At 33.1% G+C, this 22893-nt stretch carries 23 protein-coding genes and 2 tRNA genes; 4 read left to right on the top strand and 21 right to left on the bottom strand.

Annotated features, from left to right (window positions below; translation table 11 throughout):
- Nucleotides 1-47: 47 nt before the first annotated feature.
- Entirely contained in the window at nt 48-1088 is a 1041-nt protein-coding gene (locus PBV87_RS14990) for an amidase domain-containing protein (RefSeq protein ID WP_271012775.1), read from the bottom strand.
- A 110-nt stretch (nt 1089-1198) separates the two neighbouring features.
- On the opposite strand from PBV87_RS14990, the gene PBV87_RS14985 reads away from it, so the two are divergent.
- From PBV87_RS14985 to PBV87_RS14975, 3 genes are all read left to right on the top strand, one after another.
- On the top strand, nt 1199-1939 hold the full coding sequence (locus tag PBV87_RS14985; protein WP_053982747.1) for a peptidylprolyl isomerase: 741 nt from the start codon (nt 1199-1201) through the stop codon (nt 1937-1939).
- Nucleotides 1940-2074: 135 nt separating this feature from the next.
- Nucleotides 2075-2461 (top strand): hypothetical protein, encoded by a 387-nt coding sequence (locus tag PBV87_RS14980; protein WP_053982748.1) that lies wholly within the window; start codon nt 2075-2077, stop codon nt 2459-2461.
- Nucleotides 2462-2527: 66 nt separating this feature from the next.
- Entirely contained in the window at nt 2528-3079 is a 552-nt protein-coding gene (locus tag PBV87_RS14975) for a copper amine oxidase N-terminal domain-containing protein (protein ID WP_053982749.1), read from the top strand.
- Between the two features lie 52 nt (nt 3080-3131).
- Here the strand turns inward: PBV87_RS14975 and PBV87_RS14970 are convergent.
- The 20 genes from PBV87_RS14970 to purR all read right to left on the bottom strand — a co-directional run bounded on the left by PBV87_RS14970 (nt 3132) and on the right by purR (nt 21301).
- Nucleotides 3132-3204 (bottom strand) — tRNA-Val (locus PBV87_RS14970).
- A gap of 4 nt (nt 3205-3208) precedes the next feature.
- Nucleotides 3209-3282 (bottom strand) — tRNA-Met (locus PBV87_RS14965).
- Nucleotides 3283-3460: 178 nt separating this feature from the next.
- On the bottom strand, nt 3461-4879 hold the full coding sequence (locus PBV87_RS14960) for an MATE family efflux transporter (protein WP_082238541.1): 1419 nt from the start codon (nt 4877-4879) through the stop codon (nt 3461-3463).
- A gap of 88 nt (nt 4880-4967) precedes the next feature.
- Complete coding sequence (locus PBV87_RS14955) at nt 4968-5837, bottom strand: patatin-like phospholipase family protein (protein ID WP_053982751.1); 870 nt, start codon at nt 5835-5837, stop codon at nt 4968-4970.
- A gap of 171 nt (nt 5838-6008) precedes the next feature.
- Complete coding sequence (locus PBV87_RS14950; protein WP_053982752.1) at nt 6009-6284, bottom strand: septum formation initiator family protein; 276 nt, start codon at nt 6282-6284, stop codon at nt 6009-6011.
- Nucleotides 6285-6344: 60 nt separating this feature from the next.
- Nucleotides 6345-6863: a spore cortex biosynthesis protein YabQ gene (yabQ, locus tag PBV87_RS14945; RefSeq protein ID WP_082238543.1), complete on the bottom strand. Its 519-nt coding sequence runs from the start codon at nt 6861-6863 to the stop codon at nt 6345-6347.
- Between the two features lie 12 nt (nt 6864-6875).
- Entirely contained in the window at nt 6876-7154 is a 279-nt protein-coding gene (gene yabP, locus PBV87_RS14940; protein ID WP_053982754.1) for a sporulation protein YabP, read from the bottom strand.
- A 65-nt stretch (nt 7155-7219) separates the two neighbouring features.
- Nucleotides 7220-7459, bottom strand: coding sequence for an RNA-binding S4 domain-containing protein (locus PBV87_RS14935; RefSeq protein ID WP_053982755.1), 240 nt, complete (start codon nt 7457-7459; stop codon nt 7220-7222).
- Between the two features lie 67 nt (nt 7460-7526).
- Nucleotides 7527-7802: an HU family DNA-binding protein gene (locus tag PBV87_RS14930; RefSeq protein WP_053982756.1), complete on the bottom strand. Its 276-nt coding sequence runs from the start codon at nt 7800-7802 to the stop codon at nt 7527-7529.
- A 52-nt stretch (nt 7803-7854) separates the two neighbouring features.
- Nucleotides 7855-8652 carry a nucleoside triphosphate pyrophosphohydrolase gene (gene mazG, locus PBV87_RS14925; RefSeq protein WP_053982757.1) on the bottom strand — a complete coding sequence of 266 codons (798 nt, stop codon included), beginning with the start codon at nt 8650-8652 and terminating at the stop codon, nt 7855-7857.
- A 135-nt stretch (nt 8653-8787) separates the two neighbouring features.
- A complete protein-coding gene (spoVT, locus tag PBV87_RS14920; protein ID WP_053982758.1) occupies nt 8788-9339 on the bottom strand; it encodes a stage V sporulation protein T in 552 nt (183 codons plus the stop codon).
- 142 nt (nt 9340-9481) lie between these two features.
- Nucleotides 9482-10540: a peptidylprolyl isomerase gene (locus PBV87_RS14915; RefSeq protein ID WP_271012774.1), complete on the bottom strand. Its 1059-nt coding sequence runs from the start codon at nt 10538-10540 to the stop codon at nt 9482-9484.
- A 73-nt stretch (nt 10541-10613) separates the two neighbouring features.
- Nucleotides 10614-14144: a transcription-repair coupling factor gene (mfd, locus tag PBV87_RS14910; RefSeq protein WP_271012773.1), complete on the bottom strand. Its 3531-nt coding sequence runs from the start codon at nt 14142-14144 to the stop codon at nt 10614-10616.
- 4 nt (nt 14145-14148) lie between these two features.
- On the bottom strand, nt 14149-14721 hold the full coding sequence (gene pth, locus PBV87_RS14905; protein WP_053982761.1) for an aminoacyl-tRNA hydrolase: 573 nt from the start codon (nt 14719-14721) through the stop codon (nt 14149-14151).
- A gap of 119 nt (nt 14722-14840) precedes the next feature.
- Nucleotides 14841-15797, bottom strand: coding sequence for a ribose-phosphate diphosphokinase (locus PBV87_RS14900; RefSeq protein ID WP_053982762.1), 957 nt, complete (start codon nt 15795-15797; stop codon nt 14841-14843).
- Nucleotides 15798-15911: 114 nt separating this feature from the next.
- Nucleotides 15912-17276, bottom strand: a complete 1365-nt coding sequence (gene glmU, locus PBV87_RS14895) for a bifunctional UDP-N-acetylglucosamine diphosphorylase/glucosamine-1-phosphate N-acetyltransferase GlmU (RefSeq protein ID WP_271012772.1) — start codon at nt 17274-17276, stop codon at nt 15912-15914.
- 127 nt (nt 17277-17403) lie between these two features.
- Entirely contained in the window at nt 17404-17709 is a 306-nt protein-coding gene (gene spoVG / locus PBV87_RS14890; RefSeq protein WP_053982763.1) for a septation regulator SpoVG, read from the bottom strand.
- Nucleotides 17710-17885: 176 nt separating this feature from the next.
- Complete coding sequence (glgD, locus tag PBV87_RS14885) at nt 17886-18995, bottom strand: glucose-1-phosphate adenylyltransferase subunit GlgD (RefSeq protein ID WP_053982764.1); 1110 nt, start codon at nt 18993-18995, stop codon at nt 17886-17888.
- 10 nt (nt 18996-19005) lie between these two features.
- The gene (locus PBV87_RS14880; RefSeq protein WP_271012771.1) at nt 19006-20268 is read right to left on the bottom strand and encodes a glucose-1-phosphate adenylyltransferase; all 1263 of its coding nucleotides are present in this window, start codon (nt 20266-20268) and stop codon (nt 19006-19008) included.
- Between the two features lie 220 nt (nt 20269-20488).
- Complete coding sequence (gene purR / locus PBV87_RS14875; RefSeq protein ID WP_053982766.1) at nt 20489-21301, bottom strand: pur operon repressor; 813 nt, start codon at nt 21299-21301, stop codon at nt 20489-20491.
- 188 nt (nt 21302-21489) lie between these two features.
- Between purR and murC the strand changes: the two genes are divergently transcribed.
- On the top strand, nt 21490-22872 hold the full coding sequence (gene murC / locus PBV87_RS14870; protein WP_271012770.1) for a UDP-N-acetylmuramate--L-alanine ligase: 1383 nt from the start codon (nt 21490-21492) through the stop codon (nt 22870-22872).
- Nucleotides 22873-22893 lie beyond the last annotated feature (21 nt).

Here is a 22893-nt window from a genome sequence, read left to right as displayed (position 1 = left end):
TTTTTTCAAAAAACTTTTAGACAAATTCAGCTAACCTTTTAGCACATTTAAGGATTATACCCTAAAATATTATAGTAAACTCGCGCATTAGGCTTACTACTAAGTGGAATATTGTAACCTCTTATCCCCCCCACTCCCGAATGTTGGGCTATGAGTAAATCTTTTGTCACATTTATATCATTTTCATCTTTTACTATATCCACTACAATCATGCTATGCGTTGTCACCTGTAAATCGCCTAATTGTACAATATCTCCTAGCTGCATCGTTTGCAAACTCCCCAACCTTGCCACTAATCCAAACCCCTTATTTCTAAGCATATAATCCTTAAAAGCTGTGGCACTTGTAAAACTGGGTGTACGATAATGATCAGAGTACCAGTACCATTTATCATTTATATATCTTCCTTGGTGGTCGAATGGTATATTCCCCTCAAATAGACATTGTGATACAAAATTAGTACAATCTCCTCCCCATTCTTCATAGTTTTTCCACTCTTTTGTATTAGGAGTAATAGCATACTTCTTGGCATAGGCAACAGCTTTTTCTCTCATATAAATCCCTTTTGGTTGTGATTTTTCCTCACGTTCCATTAAAAGCCATTCTTTATTCTTTCTATTTTTCTTTCTATTTTTCTTTTTTTTCTCTTTCTTCCCATCCTCTATCTCTATACACTTAAATTCATTTTCATATCGATCCTCTTCTATACGCCATATTGCTCCTTCTTGTGTTAATGTAAAAAAGTGTTCTAGATTCTTGATAGTTGTATAGTCCTCTACTCCTCTATACTGCATTTTTATATCCAATCCCATGTGTACCTGACATTGCCTACCTGATTTATTGATTAATCTCCATTTTATATCAATCTCAGGCTGCTCAAATAATAAATAATTTGCTAACTGACTATTATGGTTAATTCGATTTTTAAGTGCTATTTCTTCTTGGACAAAACTATGATTTCCTTTTAAGCTATAGGCAAAATAATCTTTCAAAAGATAAGGATTATAATCTTGATTTCCTAACATTCTATAATACGTTTCTATATACCTTGTAATTGTATTTTTTATTTGATCTACTTCCTCCTTCATTTACCCACCCCCTTCTAATATCTTATACAAAATAAATATACTTTATGACCGGCTTTGTTTTATGGTACAATAGCAATAGCACTATAACTACTTATTAAAAGGAGATTATTATGGAAAATAAAGTTATTGCTATCGTTGATGGCCGTGAAATTACTGAAAGTCATCTTGTTAGCTTAGTTCACAGCTTAGGACAAAATGCTGCAAGATTTGCATCTGAGGATGGTCGTCAAAAACTTATCGAAGAACTTATTACTCAAGAGCTTTTCTATTCTGATGCTATTGAAAATGGATTAGATAAAGATCAAGAATTTATAACAGCTGCTGAAAGTATGTACAGCAACCTTTTAAAACAATATGCACTTAGCAAATTATTAGGTACTGTAACTGTTTCAGACGAAGAAGCATTAGAATACTTCAATAACAACAAAGATACTTTCCGTTCTGCTGCTACTGCTCGTGCAAAACACATTTTAGTAGATTCTAAAGAAAAAGCAGAAGAAATTTTAGCTGAAATCAATGCTGGTCTTGCATTTGAAGATGCTGCACAAAAATACTCAAGCTGCCCATCTAGCGAACGTGGTGGAGATTTAGGTGAATTCGGTAGAGGCCAAATGGTTCCTGAATTCGAAAATGCTGTTTTTACTATGAAAGCTGATGAAGTAAGTGAACCAGTTCAAACACAATTTGGTTACCACTTAATTAAACTTGTTTCTATTAACAATGGTGAAGAAGCAGAATTTGAAAAAGTTAAAGATCAAGTTCAACAATTTGTAATGTCAGTTAAACACAATGACGTTTATTCTGCAAAACAAGCTGAACTTAAAGCTAAATACACAGTAGAAATGAAATAATTTAAAAATAGGAGGGTCTGTCTATGACAGCCCTCCTATTTTTAGTTTCTCTTATTTTATAACTCTTACCATTTGTATAGCTTCTTCATCATATGGAAAGACTACAAAAAAATATAAAATGGTGAGGCAAATATTATGAATCTATTTACACACACTCCTGAAGTTCTACTTAAAAGTATTACCGACTATTTTGATTCACACAATTATAAAAAAGACTTTCTATCATCTATTTATATCTCTAATTCTTGTACACCAAATTATGCTGTACCAATAGGTTTAGTTGGTCATCAAAAAAGGATCAATGGCCATCTATGTGATGTATTTACATTATATCTAAATGGATCTCTCGAAAAAACTAATACTCACCTTGGTACTCCTTTTGGAGATATTCGCACCGAACACATCCCTATTGTCCTTTATAAACTTTTTTTAGAAAAAGAAGCTCATGCTAGTGAGTTTAATTCTTGGATAACCGATAATGTCTTCCCTATTTCTGTTCTATTAAGCGATTATTTAGTTTAGAATATTTTATTTTTTTCTAATTAATGTTAAGCTTATAAGTGAATATTATTATTTTAGGGGGAGATTATGAAAAAATACAGCTTTATACTATTAATTTGTCTACTTTGCACTTCAAACATAACATTTGGTCTTCCTAGTGATAAAGTAGATACTACACTTAATACTACTACTCTTAAATTACTCAAAGAGCAACAAGCAGTATCTGTAGATGTAGGCAAAGACGCAAGTTTTTCAACCATTAAAGTTTATTTTGACAAAAAGCCTATTACTTTATCTAATCGTTCATTCACTTACAAAGGTCGCGTGTATCTTCCACTTCGTGAAGTTGGAGAAATCCTAGGAGCTGAAATCGGTTGGAATGGCTCTAACAAAGTAGCTATTGTAGAAACTGCTTCAAAACGTCTAGAGATGCCCCAAGGATATCGTAAAGCCATAAGTTATCTCAAAAATAGTCCATCAAAAGCCTCTACTGTAAATGTAGATCAAACTAGTCTAGATGTACGTACTATGCTTTATGAAGGTAAAACTTATTTACCTATTCGCTTTACAGCAGAATCACTAGGCTTTAATGTTAAATACGATGATGCTACATCTTCCGTATACTTTACAACACCATAACAAAAAAGCTCTGATATGCCTAAACATATCAGAGCTTTTTTCAAAATTAAAATGGTCGCTATAGGGCTCGAACCTATGACCCCCTGCTTGTAAGGCAGGTGCTCTCCCAGCTGAGCTAAGCGACCAAAGTAGCGGAAGACGGATTTGAACCGCCGACACCATGGGTATGAACCATGTGCTCTAGCCAACTGAGCTATTCCGCCATATTCATTTTCTTGAAGCCTTGCCTCAAGCACTTCTGTAGTATATCTTATTACTTGTCATAATGCAAGTAGTTTTTTAATTTTTTTTGGTTTTTTTCTAGTTTTTTTCTTTCCTTTATTAAAAAGAGATTTAGTCTTTTTATAATACGACTAAATCTCTTTTCATTTTATTTATTTTCTATTTATCTTCTGCAAAAGTTTTCTTATAGAAGATAATAAAGCAAGTTAATGTTGTAAGTGCAGCTAAGATATCCGCTACTGGCTCTGCCATTAATACACCTGCTAATTGATCTGTCATAAATAATGGTAAAATAAATACAAGAGGAATAAGTAAAATAATTTTTCTTAATAAAGCTAAGAATAATGAAATTTTAGCTTGCCCTAATGCTAAGAAAGTTTGTTGACACGCTGTTTGTGCACCCATCATAAAGAGTCCTGCAAAGAATATTTTCATACTCCATGTTGTCATTTCCATTACATTTGGATCATTATTAAATAAGCTTACAAGTATTTGTGGTGCAAACATAACAACTAGCCACATTATACCTGTATAAGTTAAACAACATGTAAGTAATAATTTAAATGTCTTTTTAACCCTATCCATTTGTCTAGCACCATAGTTATAACTGATAATAGGCTGTGCCCCTTGTGTTAATCCTAGCATTGGTAAACTTACTATTTGCATAATACTGCTCATAATTGTCATTGATCCAATAGCTAAGTTTCCAATTCCCTCACCTAGTAAATTACCATATGTAAGTAATTGATTATTTAAACTAATAAGCACTAAACTTTCTGTTGATTGCATAATAAATGGTGAAATACCTAATGCCATAATTTTAAATCCTACTGACATATTAGGCTTTAAATATTCTTTTCTTATTTTAATTGTACTTTTTTGTCCAAGTAGTTCATCTAAAATACCATTTTTAAAATGCTTTTCTTTTCCAAAGAAGAAATAGATTACCCATACAGCTGAAGCCATTTGAGCAAGTATAGTTGCTAATGCAGCACCTTTTACGCCCATACCAAATCCAAAAATAAAGATTGGGTCTAAAACAATATTAATAATTGCACCTACCATAACTGTGCACATACCTATTTTAGCAAAACCTTGCGTATTGATGAATGAATTCATCCCTAGTGCTAACTGTACTGCAAGCGTACCAATTAAATAAATCGTTAAATAGTCAGATGCATATTCAATAGTTGCATCACTAGCTCCAAATGCCCATAGAATTGGATCTTTGAAAATCAAAAGTAATCCCATCAAAGCAACTCCGACTATTAAAAGTAAAGAAAAGCTAGTGGTCATAATTTGCTCTGCACCATCTTTATCTTTCTCTCCTAGCTTAATAGCTGCTAAAGGAGCGCCCCCCATTCCTACTAATGCACTAAAAGCAGATACTATTATAATAACAGGAAACGCAATCCCTACCCCTGCCATTGCATTACTATCTGGAAGCCTACCAATGTACATTCTATCTACAATGTTATAAAGTACATTTACCATTTGTGCGATAATAGCTGGTAGCGCTAACTTAAAAAGCAACCCTCCAATACTATCCTTACCCAAATCTGTTGTATTCTTTTTCAATTTGTTCACTCCTTTTAAGTATAGTTCATTTCATTGAATACCTACTTCAATGTACTATACTACAGGATTATGAGTAAAGTATAAACACCTATCTCATATCTACATTATCGCAATTACTACAATATAGCTTAATTTTATTCCCAAGTGTTTTTGCATCTTCATATCCCTCATAGTATAATTCTTCTAACTTATTTTTATCTTTTTCAAATCTATCAATTTTAATAAGCTTAGTAGGTCTTATAACAATAATCTTACCTTCTGCTTCTAATTCTTGCAAAGATTTCAATGTATTATTATAGTTTTCATGTCTATTACCAATCGTATGAATAAGCTTTGGATACTGTTTATATTTATGTGTATAAATGTGTTTAAATGGTTCTGGTTTTTTTATATAGTCTGCATTTCTCGTTACTACTACTATATTCTTGTCATGTCCTTGTTTAATTGAATATTGAATTGGAATTGAATCTGCAGTTCCACCATCTAACAACTTCTTCCCCTCAAGCTCTACTATAGGTGCAAACATAGGAATAGAGCTTGAAGCTCTCAAATACTCATTAACTAATTGTGTATTTCTTCCGTCTAAATACTCTGGTTCTCCCGTTTCACAATTAGTTGCTACAATAGTAAGATGCATTGGTGAATTAAAATAAGCATCATAATCAAAGGGCACTAACTCATCCGGGATCATTTTAAATATAAAATCCATCCCAAACAAGCTTCCTTGTTTTATTAGATTTTGCATACTTAGATATCTTTTATCTCCAATGTACTCTGTATTAACCTTGAGATTTCTTCCTCTTTGTTTTGCAATATATGATACTGCATTACATGCTCCTGCTGAAACACCTATTACATTATGAAAATATATCTCTTCATCTAAAAAATAATCTAGAACTCCTGCTGTATACAGGCCTCGCATTCCTCCGCCTTCTAATACAAGTCCTACCTTACTCACTCTCATCATCTCTTTTCTTTTTATTTAACTTTATACTCATATTGTAGATATTACCATTATACCCTTATGCTTGATTCTACCTATAAACAACTGCTATTGTCTAGTCCTTATCCAATTCTTTTGGCAAACAAAGAGGACTGTTTGCACACTACCCTCTAGTTGCAACAGCCCTTATTTTTCTTTAAATACAATATCATCTTTCTTAACCATCCCTAGCTTGTCTCTGGCTACACGTTCTATGTACTCTAGAGTCTCCATATTGTCCTTTTCTTTATTAAGCTCCTCTAGTTCATTCTGTTCTTCTTCTAGCTTCTTTGTAGCTTCAACAAGCTGATTATCTAGCTTATTGATAACTTTATTTAACTCAATTGTTCTTGCTCCTAAATAAAGTAATATGCCCATGCTTGTTATAAAGGTTATACGCCATATTATTTTCTTATTTATCATGTGTATCCCACCTATTAATTGTTCTATTTCTATCTTAATATTTTTAACAGGTGTTGTAAATCACTTTGTGCGCTTATATTTTACTCCACTCTTAATATCTGCATTTTTAAAGTATAATCTTCTCTGCAATTTCTTCATTTTCCACTTACGTTTATTATCTAATTGAATACCAAATCGTTTAAGCATTCTAAGTGGTATTTTAACAACATTGATCATCCACTTAATAGGAATACTTATAATATGTATTAAAGTTCTTAGAATATGTTTGACGACTTCTATAAGCCAGGTGGCAAACTTCATAAATACAATGCTAAACGTGCAAAAATAAAATATAGCTCCTAATATAATACCTATAAATACAAAAAATCTAATTTGTCCATAATTATGCATGTATAAAATAGAAAAACCTATGAGTGCACAACATATCCAATAAATTGTATCTTCAACTTGTACACTCCAGTTAGGATGAGGAATAATCTTTCTAAAAATCCTTATAAGGTCATAGAGCATGCCCATAATTACTCCTATTAGGATACAGGTTAGGAATAATCCGCTCTGAGTATTTACTACTTGATTCATATCATCTACCTGCTACTTAAATAATCTGCCTAGCAATGAACCTTTTTTGCTAGAGTTATTTTGTTCTTGATAGATTAATCCTGATACATGCCCTTCTACGATTAATTCCCCACTGTCTAAATTCATTTTGACAATGTGTAAGTCATCACCCTCTATATCTAAGTATCCCTGAGACGTTTCAAGCTCTATCACTTTCTCATCAAACGCAAATACATCGGTTACACCTGTCATATTAAGCCTAGTTCGGTCTAACAGAGTTAAAGTATGTTTTTTAGCGATCTTTTCCTCCATAATAAAATCCACCCCTTTATAATAAGTTCTTACTACTTATTTATATTGAGGTGGACTCAGTTTTATTACAACATACGATATAAGGATTCTGTATCTTCTTTTTTTACATGTTCTTTAATATCTAAAACTTCATATTTTAATAGTTTTTCACCAAATTGAATTTGAATAATATCACCCATATTTACATTGGTTGATGCTTTGGCTACTTTATCATTAATACTCACACGACCTTGGTCACATGCTTCTTGTGCAATAGTACGTCTTTTAATAATACGCGTAAGCTTTAAGTATTTATCAATTCTCATTAACCATTTCCTCCATAATGATAAAAAGAACCTACACAAATGTGTAGATTCTCCTATCTCTCATTTATTATTGGTTTACAGCATCTTTTAAAGCTTTACCAGCTTTAAATTTAGGAGCTTTTCCACCAGGAATTTGGATTTCTTCGTTTGTTTTAGGATTTCTACCAACGCGTGGTTTTCTTTCTGTAACTTCGAATGTACCGAATCCTACTAATTGAACTTTACCATCATTTGTAAGTTCTTCCATAACTGCATCTTCGAAAGCTTTTAATGCTTTTTCAGCGTCTTTTTTGCTAATTTCTGCTTTTGCAGCCATAGCTGCTACTAATTCAGATTTGTTCATAATAAAAATCCTCCTCTATTCATGCATTTACATGGATATTATGTATTGAAAATTAGATGTTTGATTCAACTTTTTTACATTCATTCCATAGCTGATCCATCTCTTCCAATGTCATTTGCGATAGTTGTTTTCCCTTAGCAAACGCCGAATTTTCAATATATCTAAATCTATTTATAAACTTTTCCGTACTGTTTGTCAAGGCAAATTCAGGATTTATTTCTAAAAAATAAGATAAATTAACCATAGAAAACAAAACATCACCTAATTCTTCATTCATTTTGTCTAATCTTCCCTGTTTTATCTCTATTTTCAACTCTTCAATTTCCTCAAAAACCTTATCCAGTATAGGTTCATAGCTATCCCATGTAAATCCGACTTCTGCCGCTTTTTTTTGCACTTTATAGGCACGCATAAGGGCAGGTAAGGCACGTGCTACTTGATCCATGGACTCCGTCTGAGTTTCTTGTTTTTTCTCTTTCTTTTTTAGTTTCTCCCAATTTTCTAAGATTTCTTTGGTATTATTAGTTTCTTCTCCCTGTTTAAACACATGAGGATGTCTATATACTAGTTTCGACGCAATACCATCTATTACATCTTCCATAGTAAATTCACTGGCTTCATTAGCAATTTGTGATTGCATCATTACTTGCATTAGTACATCGCCTAATTCTTCTTTTAAATTAGCTGTATCTTTGTTTTGTATCGCTTCTACTAGTTCATATGTTTCTTCAATCAGAGAAGGTACTAAGGATTCATGAGTTTGTTCTCTATCCCAGGCACATCCATTTTCACTTCTCAGTAATTCAATAATATCCTTCAAATCTTGGTATGTATATTTTTTCTTTTCCATACTCATCACCCCTTTGCTATTTACCCGATAACCATAGTCTAAATGGTATTAAATCTCCATTCTAACTAAGAAATCTGTTTATATTGTAACACATAAGATGCCAGCAACTAGATTAAAATAGTTACTGGCATCTTATTATTGTTCCATTTGGCGTCCTAAAAAACCAGATGCAGATTGTGCAAGCTTTTCTTCTACTTCGCCCATATGGGTTCCTTTAATTGTTGATAAGAAAATTACAGCTCCGATAGCATCTCCTTCACAAATAATAGGAGAAATAATCTCAGAGTGATAACCTTCTGTACTACCTTCTGATAATATAGGTACAAACTTAGAATCCTCTTTATCTGCATGTAAAAGACTACGTGCTTCTATAGCGCGTTCTAAGTTACTACTAATGCTTTTATCCAAAAATTCTTTCTTTGAGCCTCCTGAAATAGCAATAATCTGATCTTTATCAGAAATGCATGTAATATGACCTGTAGCTTGAGCAAGAGCTTCTGCGTATTCTTTTGCAAACGCACTTAATTCTCCTACTGGCGAATATTTTTTAAGGATCACTTGTCCATCATGATCCGTAAATATTTCAAGTGGATCCCCTTCTCTAATACGTAGAGTACGGCGAATTTCTTTCGGGATAACTACACGTCCTAAATCATCTATCCTTCTAACGATGCCTGTTGCTTTCAAGTAAACAACCTCCTTAATTGTCTGATTTGGAATAAATGTTCTTTTATCTTTAGGTATATTATGCTACTATTTTTTCTAGAATATACATTTTTAGTAAGACTTTCACATTTACATATAAAAAAACCACCTATAAAAGGCGGTTTTATTCTTTGCTAGCACTATCAGTTTCTATAGTTTCTTCAGTAGCATTTATAATATTGATTTCCTCATAAAGCTCGGTTTTTTCAACTTGTGCATTACTAATCATTGTATTAAATTCATTATTGGTAAATTCACGTTTTGAAGCACTAATAAATTCATTACGCATTACTTCTTCATCTGCTGGAATATGTGCATCTGTTTTAATAATATGATAGCCATAAGCAGTTTTTACAAGTTCTGGCCATACTTGACCATCTTTTCCTGCAAATGCTGCTTCTTCAAACTCTTTAACCATTTTCCCTCTTCTAAAAGTATACTGACCATCTGGTGTTCCATCTGCTTGATTAAGAGAACCAGCATCATCAGAATACGTAGTTGCAAGCTTAGAGAGATCTTCTCCATTTAATGCTTTTTGAAGTACTTCTTCTGCTTGTGCTAATTTTTTAGCTTTTTCATTTTCTGGAAGTTCATTGGATGCATCATCTGTTGTTTTTAAGAGAACATGTGTTGCCGTAACTTGCTCATAAATCCCTTTGTTGTCTTCAATAAATTTAGTAATTTCAGCTTCTTGAGGCATATAATTTTGTCCTAGTTTTTCTTCAACTAGACTCACTAAATCTGTAGCCAATAAGAATTTCTCAATGTCTTTTTCACCAAAATGGTAGGTTTCAATAATCTCAGAATTATTTTTCACAAATTTCTCCGCATTTTCTTTAGCCGCTTTTTCTTGGTCCTTAGTTACTTGGACGCCTAATTCTTCTGCTTTTTTAGCTGCTACTACTGATAAAATAGTAGACTCTAAAGCACGCTGTTTGGCTAAATCACTCGTATTTTGTCCTTCTATTTGCATATTCCATATAGTTGGACCTGAGATTTGCTCAAAATATTGCTGAGTATACCATAAATATATTCTATATAAAGATTCAGGAATCTTTTCACCCTCTATTATCGCAACTATCGCATTACTTGTAGAATTCTTTCCAAATGCACATCCTGTTATGCCAGTCATTAGCAGAGTACTTGCAAGCATTAGTGCCATTATTCTTTTTAGTTTTTTCACTGCCATCTCTCCTTAGCCTGTCAATTTTACTTTATTATTCATCCATTATCTTCTTCCTCATTATAAAATAAAATTATGACTGCTTCAATTTTTTCAAGGAATGTAACACATTCTTAATATAAGTGATTCTATCTTTTTTGATTACATCCCCACAATTAAATTTAAGGCTAAGTTCTTTACCTGTTAGAATATTTACCTTTCTAGGGTATTCTGCTACGATCTCAGGTAATACCGCTGGATTTAAAGCTGCATCTTCTTTAAATTTAAATAAAATACTTTCTGGACTCTCAGAAACAAGAGTAATATCTAATTGATTAGCTTCCCATTTAATAAGTGCTATATCAATCAGATTTTGGACACATAGTGGCATAGTTCCATATCTATCCTCTATCTCCTCTTGCATTTCATAATAGTCCTTTTCACCCTGTATAGAGGCAATCTTCTTATAAATATCTAGTTTTTGAACTTCATCTGTAATAAACTCGCTTGGTATATAAGCATTTATCTTCATCTCTATTGTTGTTTCAAAGTTTTCTTTAAGCGGTTCTCCTTGTTCTAATGCCACTGCTTGTTGAAGCATCTTACAATACAAGTCATATCCTATAGTTTCCATGTGTCCATGTTGTTGTCCACCTAAAAGGTTCCCCGCTCCTCGTATTTCCAAATCTCGCATAGCAATCTTAAATCCAGCTCCTAATTGGGTAAACTGCTTAATTGCCTGTAGTCTCTTTTCTGCAATTTCTTTAAGCACCTTATCTTTTTGATACATCAAGTAGGCATAGGCTGGTTTATTAGACCTTCCTACACGCCCTCTTAATTGATAAAGCTGACTAAGACCCATATGGTCTGCGTTATTAATGATAATCGTATTTGCATTAGCAATATCAAGACCTGTTTCAACAATGGTTGTACATACTAATACATTTATTTCTTTCTCAATAAATGCAAGCATAATACTTTCAAGTTCACGCTCACTCATCTGCCCATGAGCAAAGCCTACTTTTGCTTCTGGTATCATCTTTTGTACTTGTACAGCCTTTTCTTCTATGTCTCTTACTTGATTATATAAGAAATAAACTTGACCATCACGAGCTAATTCCCTGTGTATGGCATCTTTTATAAAGTCTTCACTATACTCTAATACATAGGTTTGAACAGGTCGTCTTTCCAACGGCGCCTCTTCTAGAACACTCATATCTCTTACACCTATTAGGCTCATATGAAGCGTTCTTGGGATAGGGGTAGCGGTTAAAGTTAAAACATCTATTTCTGTTCTCATCTGTTTTAACTTCTCTTTATGTGTTACACCAAATCGTTGCTCTTCATCTATAATTAATAACCCTAAATCTCTAAATTGTACATCTTTAGATAATAGCCTATGGGTTCCTATAACGATATCTATAGTTCCTTTACGTATACCTTCTAAAGTTGCTTTAATTTGCTTAGGTGTGCGGAATCTTGAGAGCACACCTACATTCACTGGATAATTAGCCATTCGTTCTTCAAATCGCTGGAAGTGCTGTTGTGCAAGAATAGTAGTTGGTACAAGGTAGGCAACTTGTTTATTGTTTTGTACAGCCTTAAAAGCAGCCCTTATAGCAACCTCTGTCTTGCCATATCCTACATCTCCACATACAAGTCGGTCCATGATTTTATCACTTTCCATATCCTCTTTTACTTCTTCAATGGCATTAATTTGATCCCCTGTTTCTTCATATGGAAACATCTCTTCAAATTCATTTTGCCAAATAGAATCTGGCTCGTAAACAAATCCCCTAGCATGCTGTCTTTTGCTATAAAGCTTTATTAAGTCTTTTGCAATATCTTGTACTGCACCTTTAACTTTAGATTTTGCTTTTTTCCACTCAGCTGTACCTAGCTTACTCAACTTAGGTGCTTTTCCTTCTGCCCCTACATATTTTTGGACCATATCCATTTGATTGATGTTTACGTACAGAGTTGAGTCATTTGCATATTCTATTTTTAAATTATCACGAGCTATACCCTCTATAACAATTTGTTCAACACCTTTAAAAACGCCTATACCATGATTTTCATGCACCACATAATCTCCTGGTACTAGGTCCAAAAAGCTATCTATCTTGCTTCCTTTATGCTTTTTAGAAGCTTTAGGCTTTTTCTTTTCCTTCCCAAACAAATCTTTATCTGCGACTACGTGGAAGCCCGCACCTTCATACATAAATCCCTTATTAAGTGAACCTTTTGATATAATTACTTGTCCTGACTGAATAGGATCTTGTAAGGTTTCTGAGTAAGTTGTTAAAATCCCTCTTTCCTCTAGTTCTTCCATAAGGCGCATAGCTTTAGCTTTAAGGCCTGCTAAGATTAAAACCTTCTTATCTTCAGCCTTCCAATCCTTAACATCTTTTTCTAATAACTCTAGGCTATTATAAAACGTAGTATTTTCATATACAGCAATAGAAAGCTCATTATCCGTTTCAAAATGTTCTTCATTAGTAATAAAATTATTTAATGTGATAAAAGGCTTTTGAATTAAGCTAAAGGCTGCATCTTGATATTTAAAGATAAAATCAAGTTGTTTAGGCAAAAGATGGCCATAGTTTAATCGATCTAGCATACTCATCTCATATTCTTCATATAGACGTTCACACTTATCTCTAACTTTAACTGGTTCATCTATATACACAACTGTATTTTTAGGCAAATAGTCCAATATGCTAACCGTTTGTAGGTTAGTATAAGGAATATACGTTTCTAATCCTTCAATACTTATACCTTCTTCTATTTGCTCTAAATGTTCCTTTACTTGACTTTCTATGCTTTTTGCACTTTCTTTCTTACCTTCTCCTCTTAATGTCTCTACTACTTTTTTCAAGTCTGCTTTAATATCTGGTGCAGCCTTTTGTAATAGACTAAGTGGGAAAATAATCTCTTGATTAGGAATAATAATAATTTGTTCTACCTTCTCAACAGAACGCTGCGTAGAAGCATTGAACGTGCGAATAGAGTCTATTTCATCATCCCAAAGTTCAATACGATAAGGCATCATAACATTAGGTGGGAAAAAGTCTATAATCCCCCCTCTTATGGCAAACTGCCCTATTGCTTCCACCTTTGCAACACGTTCGTACCCTATCTCAACCAAATACTTATTAAGTTCTTTTAAATCAACAACTTGTCCCTCTTTGAGTACTCTTTGATAGGAGAGCCAAGTCTCTTTAGGTGATAAAGGATTAAGAAGTGCTTCTGCCGGAATAATAATGACAGCCTCTTCCCCTTGTAGCAAACTCTCTATGATTTTCATACGCTCTGCAGTAATATCTGTACTATGTACATCTGCATTATAAAAGAGTATATCTCTAGCAGGATAGAGATATACTTCACGACCTTCATATAGATATTGCAAATCTTCATAAAGTTTTTTTGCGCTTACTTCATCCGCAGTGATAATTGTTGGAATCCTATTTGTTTCACTTGTTAATGCATAAATCAAGTGTCCTTTACATCCATCTACTGTACCCACTATTTTCCCTGTGTGCGTACTATTAAAATCATATACAAATTTATTAAACCCTTCTAATTCTTCTAATGGTTTAATAAGTGTTTGTTTGCCATAATTCATATGATCACCGTCTCATTTTACCGTTATAGTTATTCATAGCTGTATCTACATTTTTAACAACCATTGTCTCTACAGCATCACAGACTACTTTTAGTCTTTCATCTAATACCTTTGTATCATCTGGAGTAAACTTGCCTAATACATAGTCTGCTAAATCCCATCCTTTTGGCTTCTCACCTACTCCAATTTTCACTCTTGGAAATACTTCTGAACTTAAATGGGCAATAATACTCTTAATTCCATTATGTCCACCACTACTTCCATTTTTGCGGATACGAATATCTCCTACCCCTAAAGATACATCATCATACATTATAATTATATCTTCATTTTCTAGTTTATACCAACTTTTACACGCTGAAATAGATTCTCCACTCAAATTCATATAAGTTTGTGGCTTCATTAATATAACTTTCTCTCCACCTATCGTACCTTCTCCTACAAGTGCTTTAAATTTACTTCTATTAACACTAATGTTATATTTATCAGCTAATCTATCTATTGCTATAAATCCTATGTTATGTCTTGTAGTCTCATATTGCATGCCAGGATTTCCTAGTCCTACGATTAATTTCATTTTGTTCCTCCAATTTTATTGCTTATGTATAGCATTGTATTGTTGTACTTTATATTATACATTTTTATAGATATAACAAAAAGGGTTTAGATAAAAATCTAAACCCTTTTAACGCTCTATTAATCAAATAATTTAGAAACTGATAAGTCTTCGTGTATACGTCTAATCGCATCTGCAAAGATTTCTGCTACTGAAATCTCTTTAATTTTTGAGATTTTCTTTTCTTGTGGAAGAACAATAGTATTTAATACTACAAGTTCTTCAATAGATGAAGCTTCAATTCTTTCTAATGCTGGACCTGATAATACACCATGTGTACAACAAGCATAAACTGCTGTTGCACCTCTTTCTTTTAATGCATTTGCTGCATTACAAATTGTACCTGCTGTATCAATCATATCGTCAACTAAGATAACTCTTTTACCATTTACTTCACCAATGATATTCATAATTTCTGATACATTAGCTTTTGGTCTTCTTTTATCGATAATTGCGATAGGAATATCTAATTTTGTAGCAAATCCTCTAACACGACCTACACTTCCTAAGTCTGGTGAAACAGCTACTACATCTTCTGTATTGTCGCCTAATTTATCTGTATAGTATTTTGTAAGTAAAGGCATACCTACTAAATGATCTAAAGGAATATTAAAGAATCCTTGAATTTGTGAGCAGTGAAGGTCCATTGTAAGAACTCTATCAGCACCTGCTGTTTGAAGAATATCTGCAACAAGTTTTGAACTAATTGGATCTCTCGCTCTAGTTTTTCTATCTTGTCTTGCATATCCATAATATGGAATAACTGCTGTAATACGGCCTGCTGATGCGCGTTTCATCGCATCAATCATAATAAGTAATTCCATAAGATGTTCATTGGCAGGTGTTGATGTAGGTTGAATAATAAATACATCAGTACCACGTACCTTCTCATCAATTTTTACGGAAACTTCTCCATCACTAAATCTTAAAACCTCAGATTTACCTAATGTTACACCAAGACACTTAGCAATTTCTTCAGCTAATGCTGGATGGGCGTTGCAGGTAAACACTTTGATATCAGCATAATTTCTAATCATTTGATTAAGTCCTCCTTAAGAATCTACGTCCACTAAATCGACAACATTATACCATATTGAGGATAAATTGCAACTTATATGAACGTTTTTATACACATTTAGCAAATATTCCGGTTAATTTTGGCGTTTTTTTGTAACCCATTCTTCCTTATTTTCTTGACGCGCACGAGCTATGCCTAAGCTATCTTTTGGAACTGTCTTTGTGATAGTAGAACCCGCTGCCGTATATGCGCCTTCTTCAACTGTTACTGGTGCCACTAAATTTGTATTACATCCTATAAAAGCATTGTCTTTAATTGTTGTACGATGTTTCTTTTGCCCATCATAGTTAACAACAACTGTACCACACCCAAAGTTTACTCCACTTCCTACATCTGCATCTCCAATGTATGTTAAGTGAGATACTTTTGTCCCTTTACCTATTGAAGCATTTTTAATTTCAACAAAGTCTCCAATTTTTACTTTTTCACCGATTGTACTATTTGGTCTAATATATGCAAATGGTCCAATATGTGCATTCTTCTCTACTTTACTATCTGTTAATACACTAGATTCAATACATACCTCATCTTCAATAACACAATTTTTAATTTTTGTATTAAATCCAATAACACAATTTTCACCAATCGATGTATTACCTTCAATAATACATCCAGGTTCTACTATAGTATCCTTTCCAATGACAACAGATGGATCAATATAAGTATTTTGTGGGTCAATGATAGTTACGCCACTATCCATATGTTTTGTATTGATACGATGTTTCATAATTGCGGTAGCTTCTGCTAATTGTGCACGAGAATTAACACCTAAAATATCATCTGGATTCATAATAGCAATTGCATCTACATTATACCCTTCATGAAGAAGTATCTCTATTGTGTCTGTTAAATAGTACTCATTTTGCACGTTATTATTGGTGATTTTAGAGAGTGCAAATTTTAATAACTTCGCTTCAAAAACGTACATTCCTCCATTAATCTCACAGATACGTTTTTCTTCATCTGTAGCATCTTTTTGTTCTACAATTTTTACAAAGTGTTTGCTTTCATCTCTTACAATACGACCATATCCTGTTGGATTATCTACAATAGCAGAAAGAACTGTAACTGCATTTTTCTTTCTTCTATGGAAAGCAAGCATTTTTTCTATTGTTTCCGCTGTGATAAGAGGTGTATCTCCATAAAGAATCAGTACCTCTCCTTCATCTTCTATAAAATCCATAGCTTGCATTACTGCATGCCCTGTTCCAAGTTGTTCTGTCTGAAGTGCATATTGTACAGTCTCTCCAAATGTAGCCATAACCTCTTCTGCCTTATGTCCTACAACTAAGCATACTTCCTCTGCTCCTGCGTATCTAGCAGCTTCTATCGGATAGTGAACAAGTGGTTGATGGAAAATTTCATGTAAAACTTTTGAAGTATTTGACTTCATTCTTGTTCCTTGTCCTGCTGCTAATATAATAGATTTTGTTTTCACAAACTGCACATCCTCTCGATTAAACTGGTTCTATTTTCTCATTTATTTACGTTTTATGCAAGATGCATACTACCAAAAAAACACCTCTTAAAAGCCTAGGCTTTTAAGAGGTTTATTTTAGCTTGTCTTAGTATTCTTCTGAAACTGCTACTTCATCACTTACTGCATCATCATCTGAAAGCAATACCATTTCGTATTTTTCAAGTACTGTCTTTTGGATGCGATCACGAGTTTCAGAGTTAATTGGATGAGCGATGTCTCTAAATTCACCATCTAGAGTTTTACGGCTAGGCATTGCAATAAAGCTACCTTTATCTCCTTCAATTACTTTGATATCATGAACTACAAATTCATTATCAAAAGTAACAGATACTACCGCTTTCATCTTTCCTTCTTTATTGATTTTTCTTACTCTGATATCTGTAATCTCCATTTAGCAAACCCTCCTGTTTTTAAGTCGAGCCAAGGTGTCCCCATCCTTAAGCTAACCTGTGTATTATATTTTAAATTATATACGATTTTTAAACAATAATCAATATTTTTTTAAAGATTGTATATAAAATGATGTAAAAATTTAGTCTTATTGTAAGTTTTGCACGTCATCAGTCATCAAATAATACTACGTTTAGGGTATACTAATATATCTTCTGGCGTACCAATCAGTCTTTGACCTTCAGAAACATAAATTTGTTTATCTAAAATGACATTTTCAAGCACAGCACCTCTTCCTATGGTGCAACCTTCCATAATAATACTATTTTTAATAACAGCATTCTCTCCTACAAAAACTTTTCTAAATAATACTGACTGCTCTACCGTACCGTTTATAATATCACCACCACTAATAATACTATTAGCAATGTTAGAATGATCATTAAATTTTGCAGGTGGCTCGTCCTTAGCCTTTGTAAAAATATGAGGTGCTGTATTAAATAAGAACTTTCTAACTTCTGGATTTAAGAAATCCATATTAGCTTCATAAAATGCAGGAATATCTTTAATGGTTTTCCAATATCCATCAAACATATATCCATATATTTTAAGTTTACGTCTATAGCGGATTAGGATATCGCTTACAAAATTATATCTTGCTTCACTTTCTAATTCTTCTAAAAGGTGAATAAGTAGTTCTCGACCAATTACATAAACGCCTAGTGAGACTGTGTCACCTTGAGGCTCTAATGGTTTTTCCTCTAAATCTACCATTCTTAATTCTTCATCTAATTTAACTACTCCATAATCCCTTACATCTTCACCTTGCATGTTTTTACACATGATAGTAATATCGGCATTTTTTTCAATATGGTATTGGATCAATTTATCATAATCCATCTTAGTAACTTGTTCACCAGATACAATCACTACATAAGGTTCATTACTCTTTTTTAAGAAATCCACATTTTGATAAATTGCATCTGCTGTTCCCCTATAGCTAAATGTTTCCGCACTAATCATATGTGGTGTAAAAAGGAATAATCCTGTCTTTTTACGACCAAATCCCCACCATTTTGATGATGAAATGTGGTCTGTTAATGATCTTGTATTATGCTGTGAAATAACAGCTACCTTTTTAATTCCTGAGTTACTTAGATTACTTAAAGCAAAGTCTATTGCTCTATATGATCCACCTACCGGTATTGCTGCAACATTACGTTGCATTGTTAATGCACCAAGTGCATTTCTTTTTCCCCCTGCCAATACAATTCCTACCGCTTTCATAATATCCCCCCTACAAAACTAGTGAACGGCCGCTTTCAAGCTTACCGTTTTGATAATCTTCTTTTTTTGTGTCTCCACTAATCTCACAATTTTTCCCTACTACTACATTATCAGGAATCGTTGTATATGCACCTATTGCAGTAATTCCACTATAATAAATATGTGATTTCGTTTCATGTGGGATATTTTCCCCTTGACCTATATATGTATTTTCCCCTATATCACATTTTTCTGATACTATGCATCGTTCAATAACTGCCCCTGATCCTACCACTGTATCTTGCATAATAATAGAATTTGCTACCATTGCTCCTTCTTCTATAATAACTCTAGGTCCTATAACTGAATTATAAACTTTCCCCTTGATTTCACACCCTTCAGATAAAAGTGCTTTTTCTACAATGGCTGTGTCACTAATAAATTGAGGTGGTTGATGTTCAATATTAGTATAAATTTTCCAGAACTCATCGTATAAATTAAATTCAGGCAAGGTATTTGTAAGTTCCATATTCGCTTTCCAATATGCATCAATTGTTCCAATATCTTTCCAATAATCTTTAAATCTGTAAGCAAACAATTTCTTTTCTTCCCCTATTAACATTGGAATAATGTGTTTTCCAAAGTCACTATCTTCATGTTGCTCATGATCCCTTATAAGAGCTTGTCTCAATTCTTTCCATGTAAAAATGTAAATTCCCATAGATGCTAAATTACTTTTCGGTACAGGTGGTTTTTCTTCAAACTCTATAATCTGACCTTCTTCATTTGTGTTCATGATTCCAAACTGCTTAGCATCTTCATAACTTACTTCCATTACTGCAATCGTTGCATCAGCATGATTTTCTTTATGGAAGTCGAGCATCTTACTATAATCCATCTTATATACGTGGTCCCCTGATAAAATAAGTACATATTCTGGATTATAACTATCTATGAAGCGGATATTTTGATAGATAGCATTAGCTGTTCCTGAGTACCATTCCCCTTGATTACCTTTTACAAAAGGTGATAGCATAGTCACCCCTTCATTTGTTCTGTCTAAATCCCAAGGTGTTCCTATACCAATATGTTTCGTTAAGATAAGTGGCTCATATTGAGTTAGAACCCCTACAGTGTATACCCCTGAGTTAATACAATTACTTAATGGAAAATCGATAATTCGATATTTACCACCGAACATTACAGCAGGTTTTGCAATTTCTTTAGTTAGAATTCCAAGTCTACTTCCTTGTCCACCTGCTAATAACATGGCCATCATCTCTGGCTGATTCATGCGCACCCCTCCACAGCTTGACTAATATATTTTTTATTTTTTAAATAAATCATAATTTAATATACCATTTAAGTATAATTTTTTCAAGTTTTTAACATTTTTATCTAAAAATATTTTTTTTGGCTTCCTGTGGGATTTATATATGTATCTTTTTTAATAAGCATTCGTATACTATAAAGAAATCATTTAAACAAAAATAAGAGCTAATTTTCATTAGCTCTTATTCAAACGCACTATAGATATTAATTTTTTTATTTATAGTATCCACGGTATCTAGCCATACTAAAGTTTTAAAATCATCAATTAATTTACGTTCAGGTTCTTTAGTAGCCATAAGCACACCTACACCTACAAGTTCTGCTTGGAATTCTTGCATAAGATCTAATATACCTTTAGCTGTTCCTCCAGCTTTCATAAAGTCATCAATGAAAAGTACTTTAGAACCTTTTTTTATAGCACGTGTAGGTAAGCACATTGTTTTAATCCGGTTATTACTACCAGTAATATAGTTCATGTAGATAACTGTTCCGTCTGTTAATTTACTTTGGTTTCTTACTACTACCATTGGTTTATTAAGGGCACGTGCAGTCATAAGCGCAATAGGTATACCTTTTGTTTCTACAGTTACTACATAATCTATTTCTTGCCCATTAAACATGCTGGCTAATGCAGCTCCTATTTTTTTAGAAAGTTGAGGGGAGTATAACAAATCATTTGTATAAATATAGCCACTAGGAATCATTCTATCTGGTTGGTCAATAATAGAACAAAGTTCTTTTGTAAAATCTTTAATTTGTTCGTCATTCATTAAAGGATTATAATAGACGCCTCCTGCTGCACCTGAAACTGTTTCAATATTACCCAATCCATAATTTTGAAATAGCTCTCGTATTGTATCTATATCCTCACTAATGGTTGACTTGGCACAATCAAATACATCACAAAAGTGTGTTAACGTAAATATTTGATTCGGATTATCTGTTAATATACTAGATATGATACCGATTCTACCGTTTTTCTGTACTTTTTTCATCACCCTTTAATTCCTTTCTCATTTTGAATAGCTTTATTATACATCAAAAGCCGAATATTTCAATAATTTTAAACCAAAACATTCGAATTATATTTAAAAACCTTTTATAATTAATGATGCACGTAAAGGATTGCTTATAGTATAATACAATTATAGAAACAATTAATAAAGATTGGAAGGATAATTACATGATTGATTTTAATACAATTTCAAATAAACATCATATTCATTTTATTGGTATCGGTGGCATTAGTATGAGCGGCCTTGCTGAAATTATGCACGATAGAGGGAATAAAGTAACTGGTTCTGATATGAAGTCTTCTCCCGTTACTAAACATCTGGAGTCTTTAGGTGTTGAAGTATTCCCATCTCACAGTGCTTCAAACATCACACCTGATATCGACCTAGTTGTTTATACTGCTGCTGTTCATGATGATAACCCTGAATTAATGGCTGCACGCGCTCATAATATTCCCGTTCTAGTACGTGCAGAATTTTTAGGTAGTCTTATGAAATCTTATGATTATCCAATCTGTGTATCTGGTACACATGGTAAAACAACTACTACTTCTATGCTTTCAGAAGTACTTATTAGTTCAGGTCTTAACCCTACTATAACAGTTGGTGGAATCTTAAAATCTATTGATGGAAATATCCGCTTAGGTGGGAGTGAATATTTTATCACTGAAGCCTGTGAATACTGCGATAGTTTCCTAAACTTCTTCCCAAAGATAGGTATTATCCTTAATGTAGAAGAAGACCATATGGATTACTTCAAAGATATTAACCAAATTCGTGACTCCTTCAAAAAATTTGGTACTTTAATTCCATGGGATGGTTTCTTAGCTATTAATGGACATATTGATCACGTAAAACATATTATTGATAATATGACTTGTAAAGTTGAAACCTTTGGCCTAGAAAATCATTTTGATTGGTATGCAGAAAATATTACAATGGATGCAAATGCATGTCCTGCCTTTGATGTTTATTATAAAGAAAAATATCAAGGACGTATCCACCTTCGTGTACCTGGTATGCATAATGTCCTTAACTGTCTTTCAGTATGTGCTGTTTGTCACTTCTTAAATATTAATATTGATCAAATTAATTTAGGATTAACACTCTTTACTGGACCAGATCAACGTTTTGAAATTAAAGGACGTATCCATGATATTACAATAGTCGACGATTACGCACATCATCCAACAGAAATTGCTGCAACCCTTAAAGTAGCTAAGGCTTATCCACATAAACGTTTATTTGTAGTATTCCAACCTCATACTTATACACGTACAAAAGCCTTTTTAGATGAGTTTGCTGAAGCACTTTCAAACACAGATTTTCTTATTGTTACAGATATCTATGCTGCGAGGGAAAAAAATCCTGGGGATATTCATGCACAAGATATCGTCAAAAAAATCCACAATCCTAATACCAATGCAGTTTACTTGTCAGATTTTAGCGAAATCGCAGATTATTTACTAGAACATTGTCTACCAGGTGATTTAATCATTACTATGGGTGCTGGAAATGTTAATCAAGTAGCAGATATCTTATTAGGAAAATAGTTATCCACATTATCCACAGTC

It is taken from the genome of Holtiella tumoricola (genome assembly GCF_027857615.1).
GTDB lineage: Bacteria > Bacillota > Clostridia > Lachnospirales > Cellulosilyticaceae > Holtiella > Holtiella tumoricola.
The sequence above is the reverse complement of the archived record's forward strand: the minus strand, read 5'-3'. Positions and strand labels throughout refer to the sequence as shown.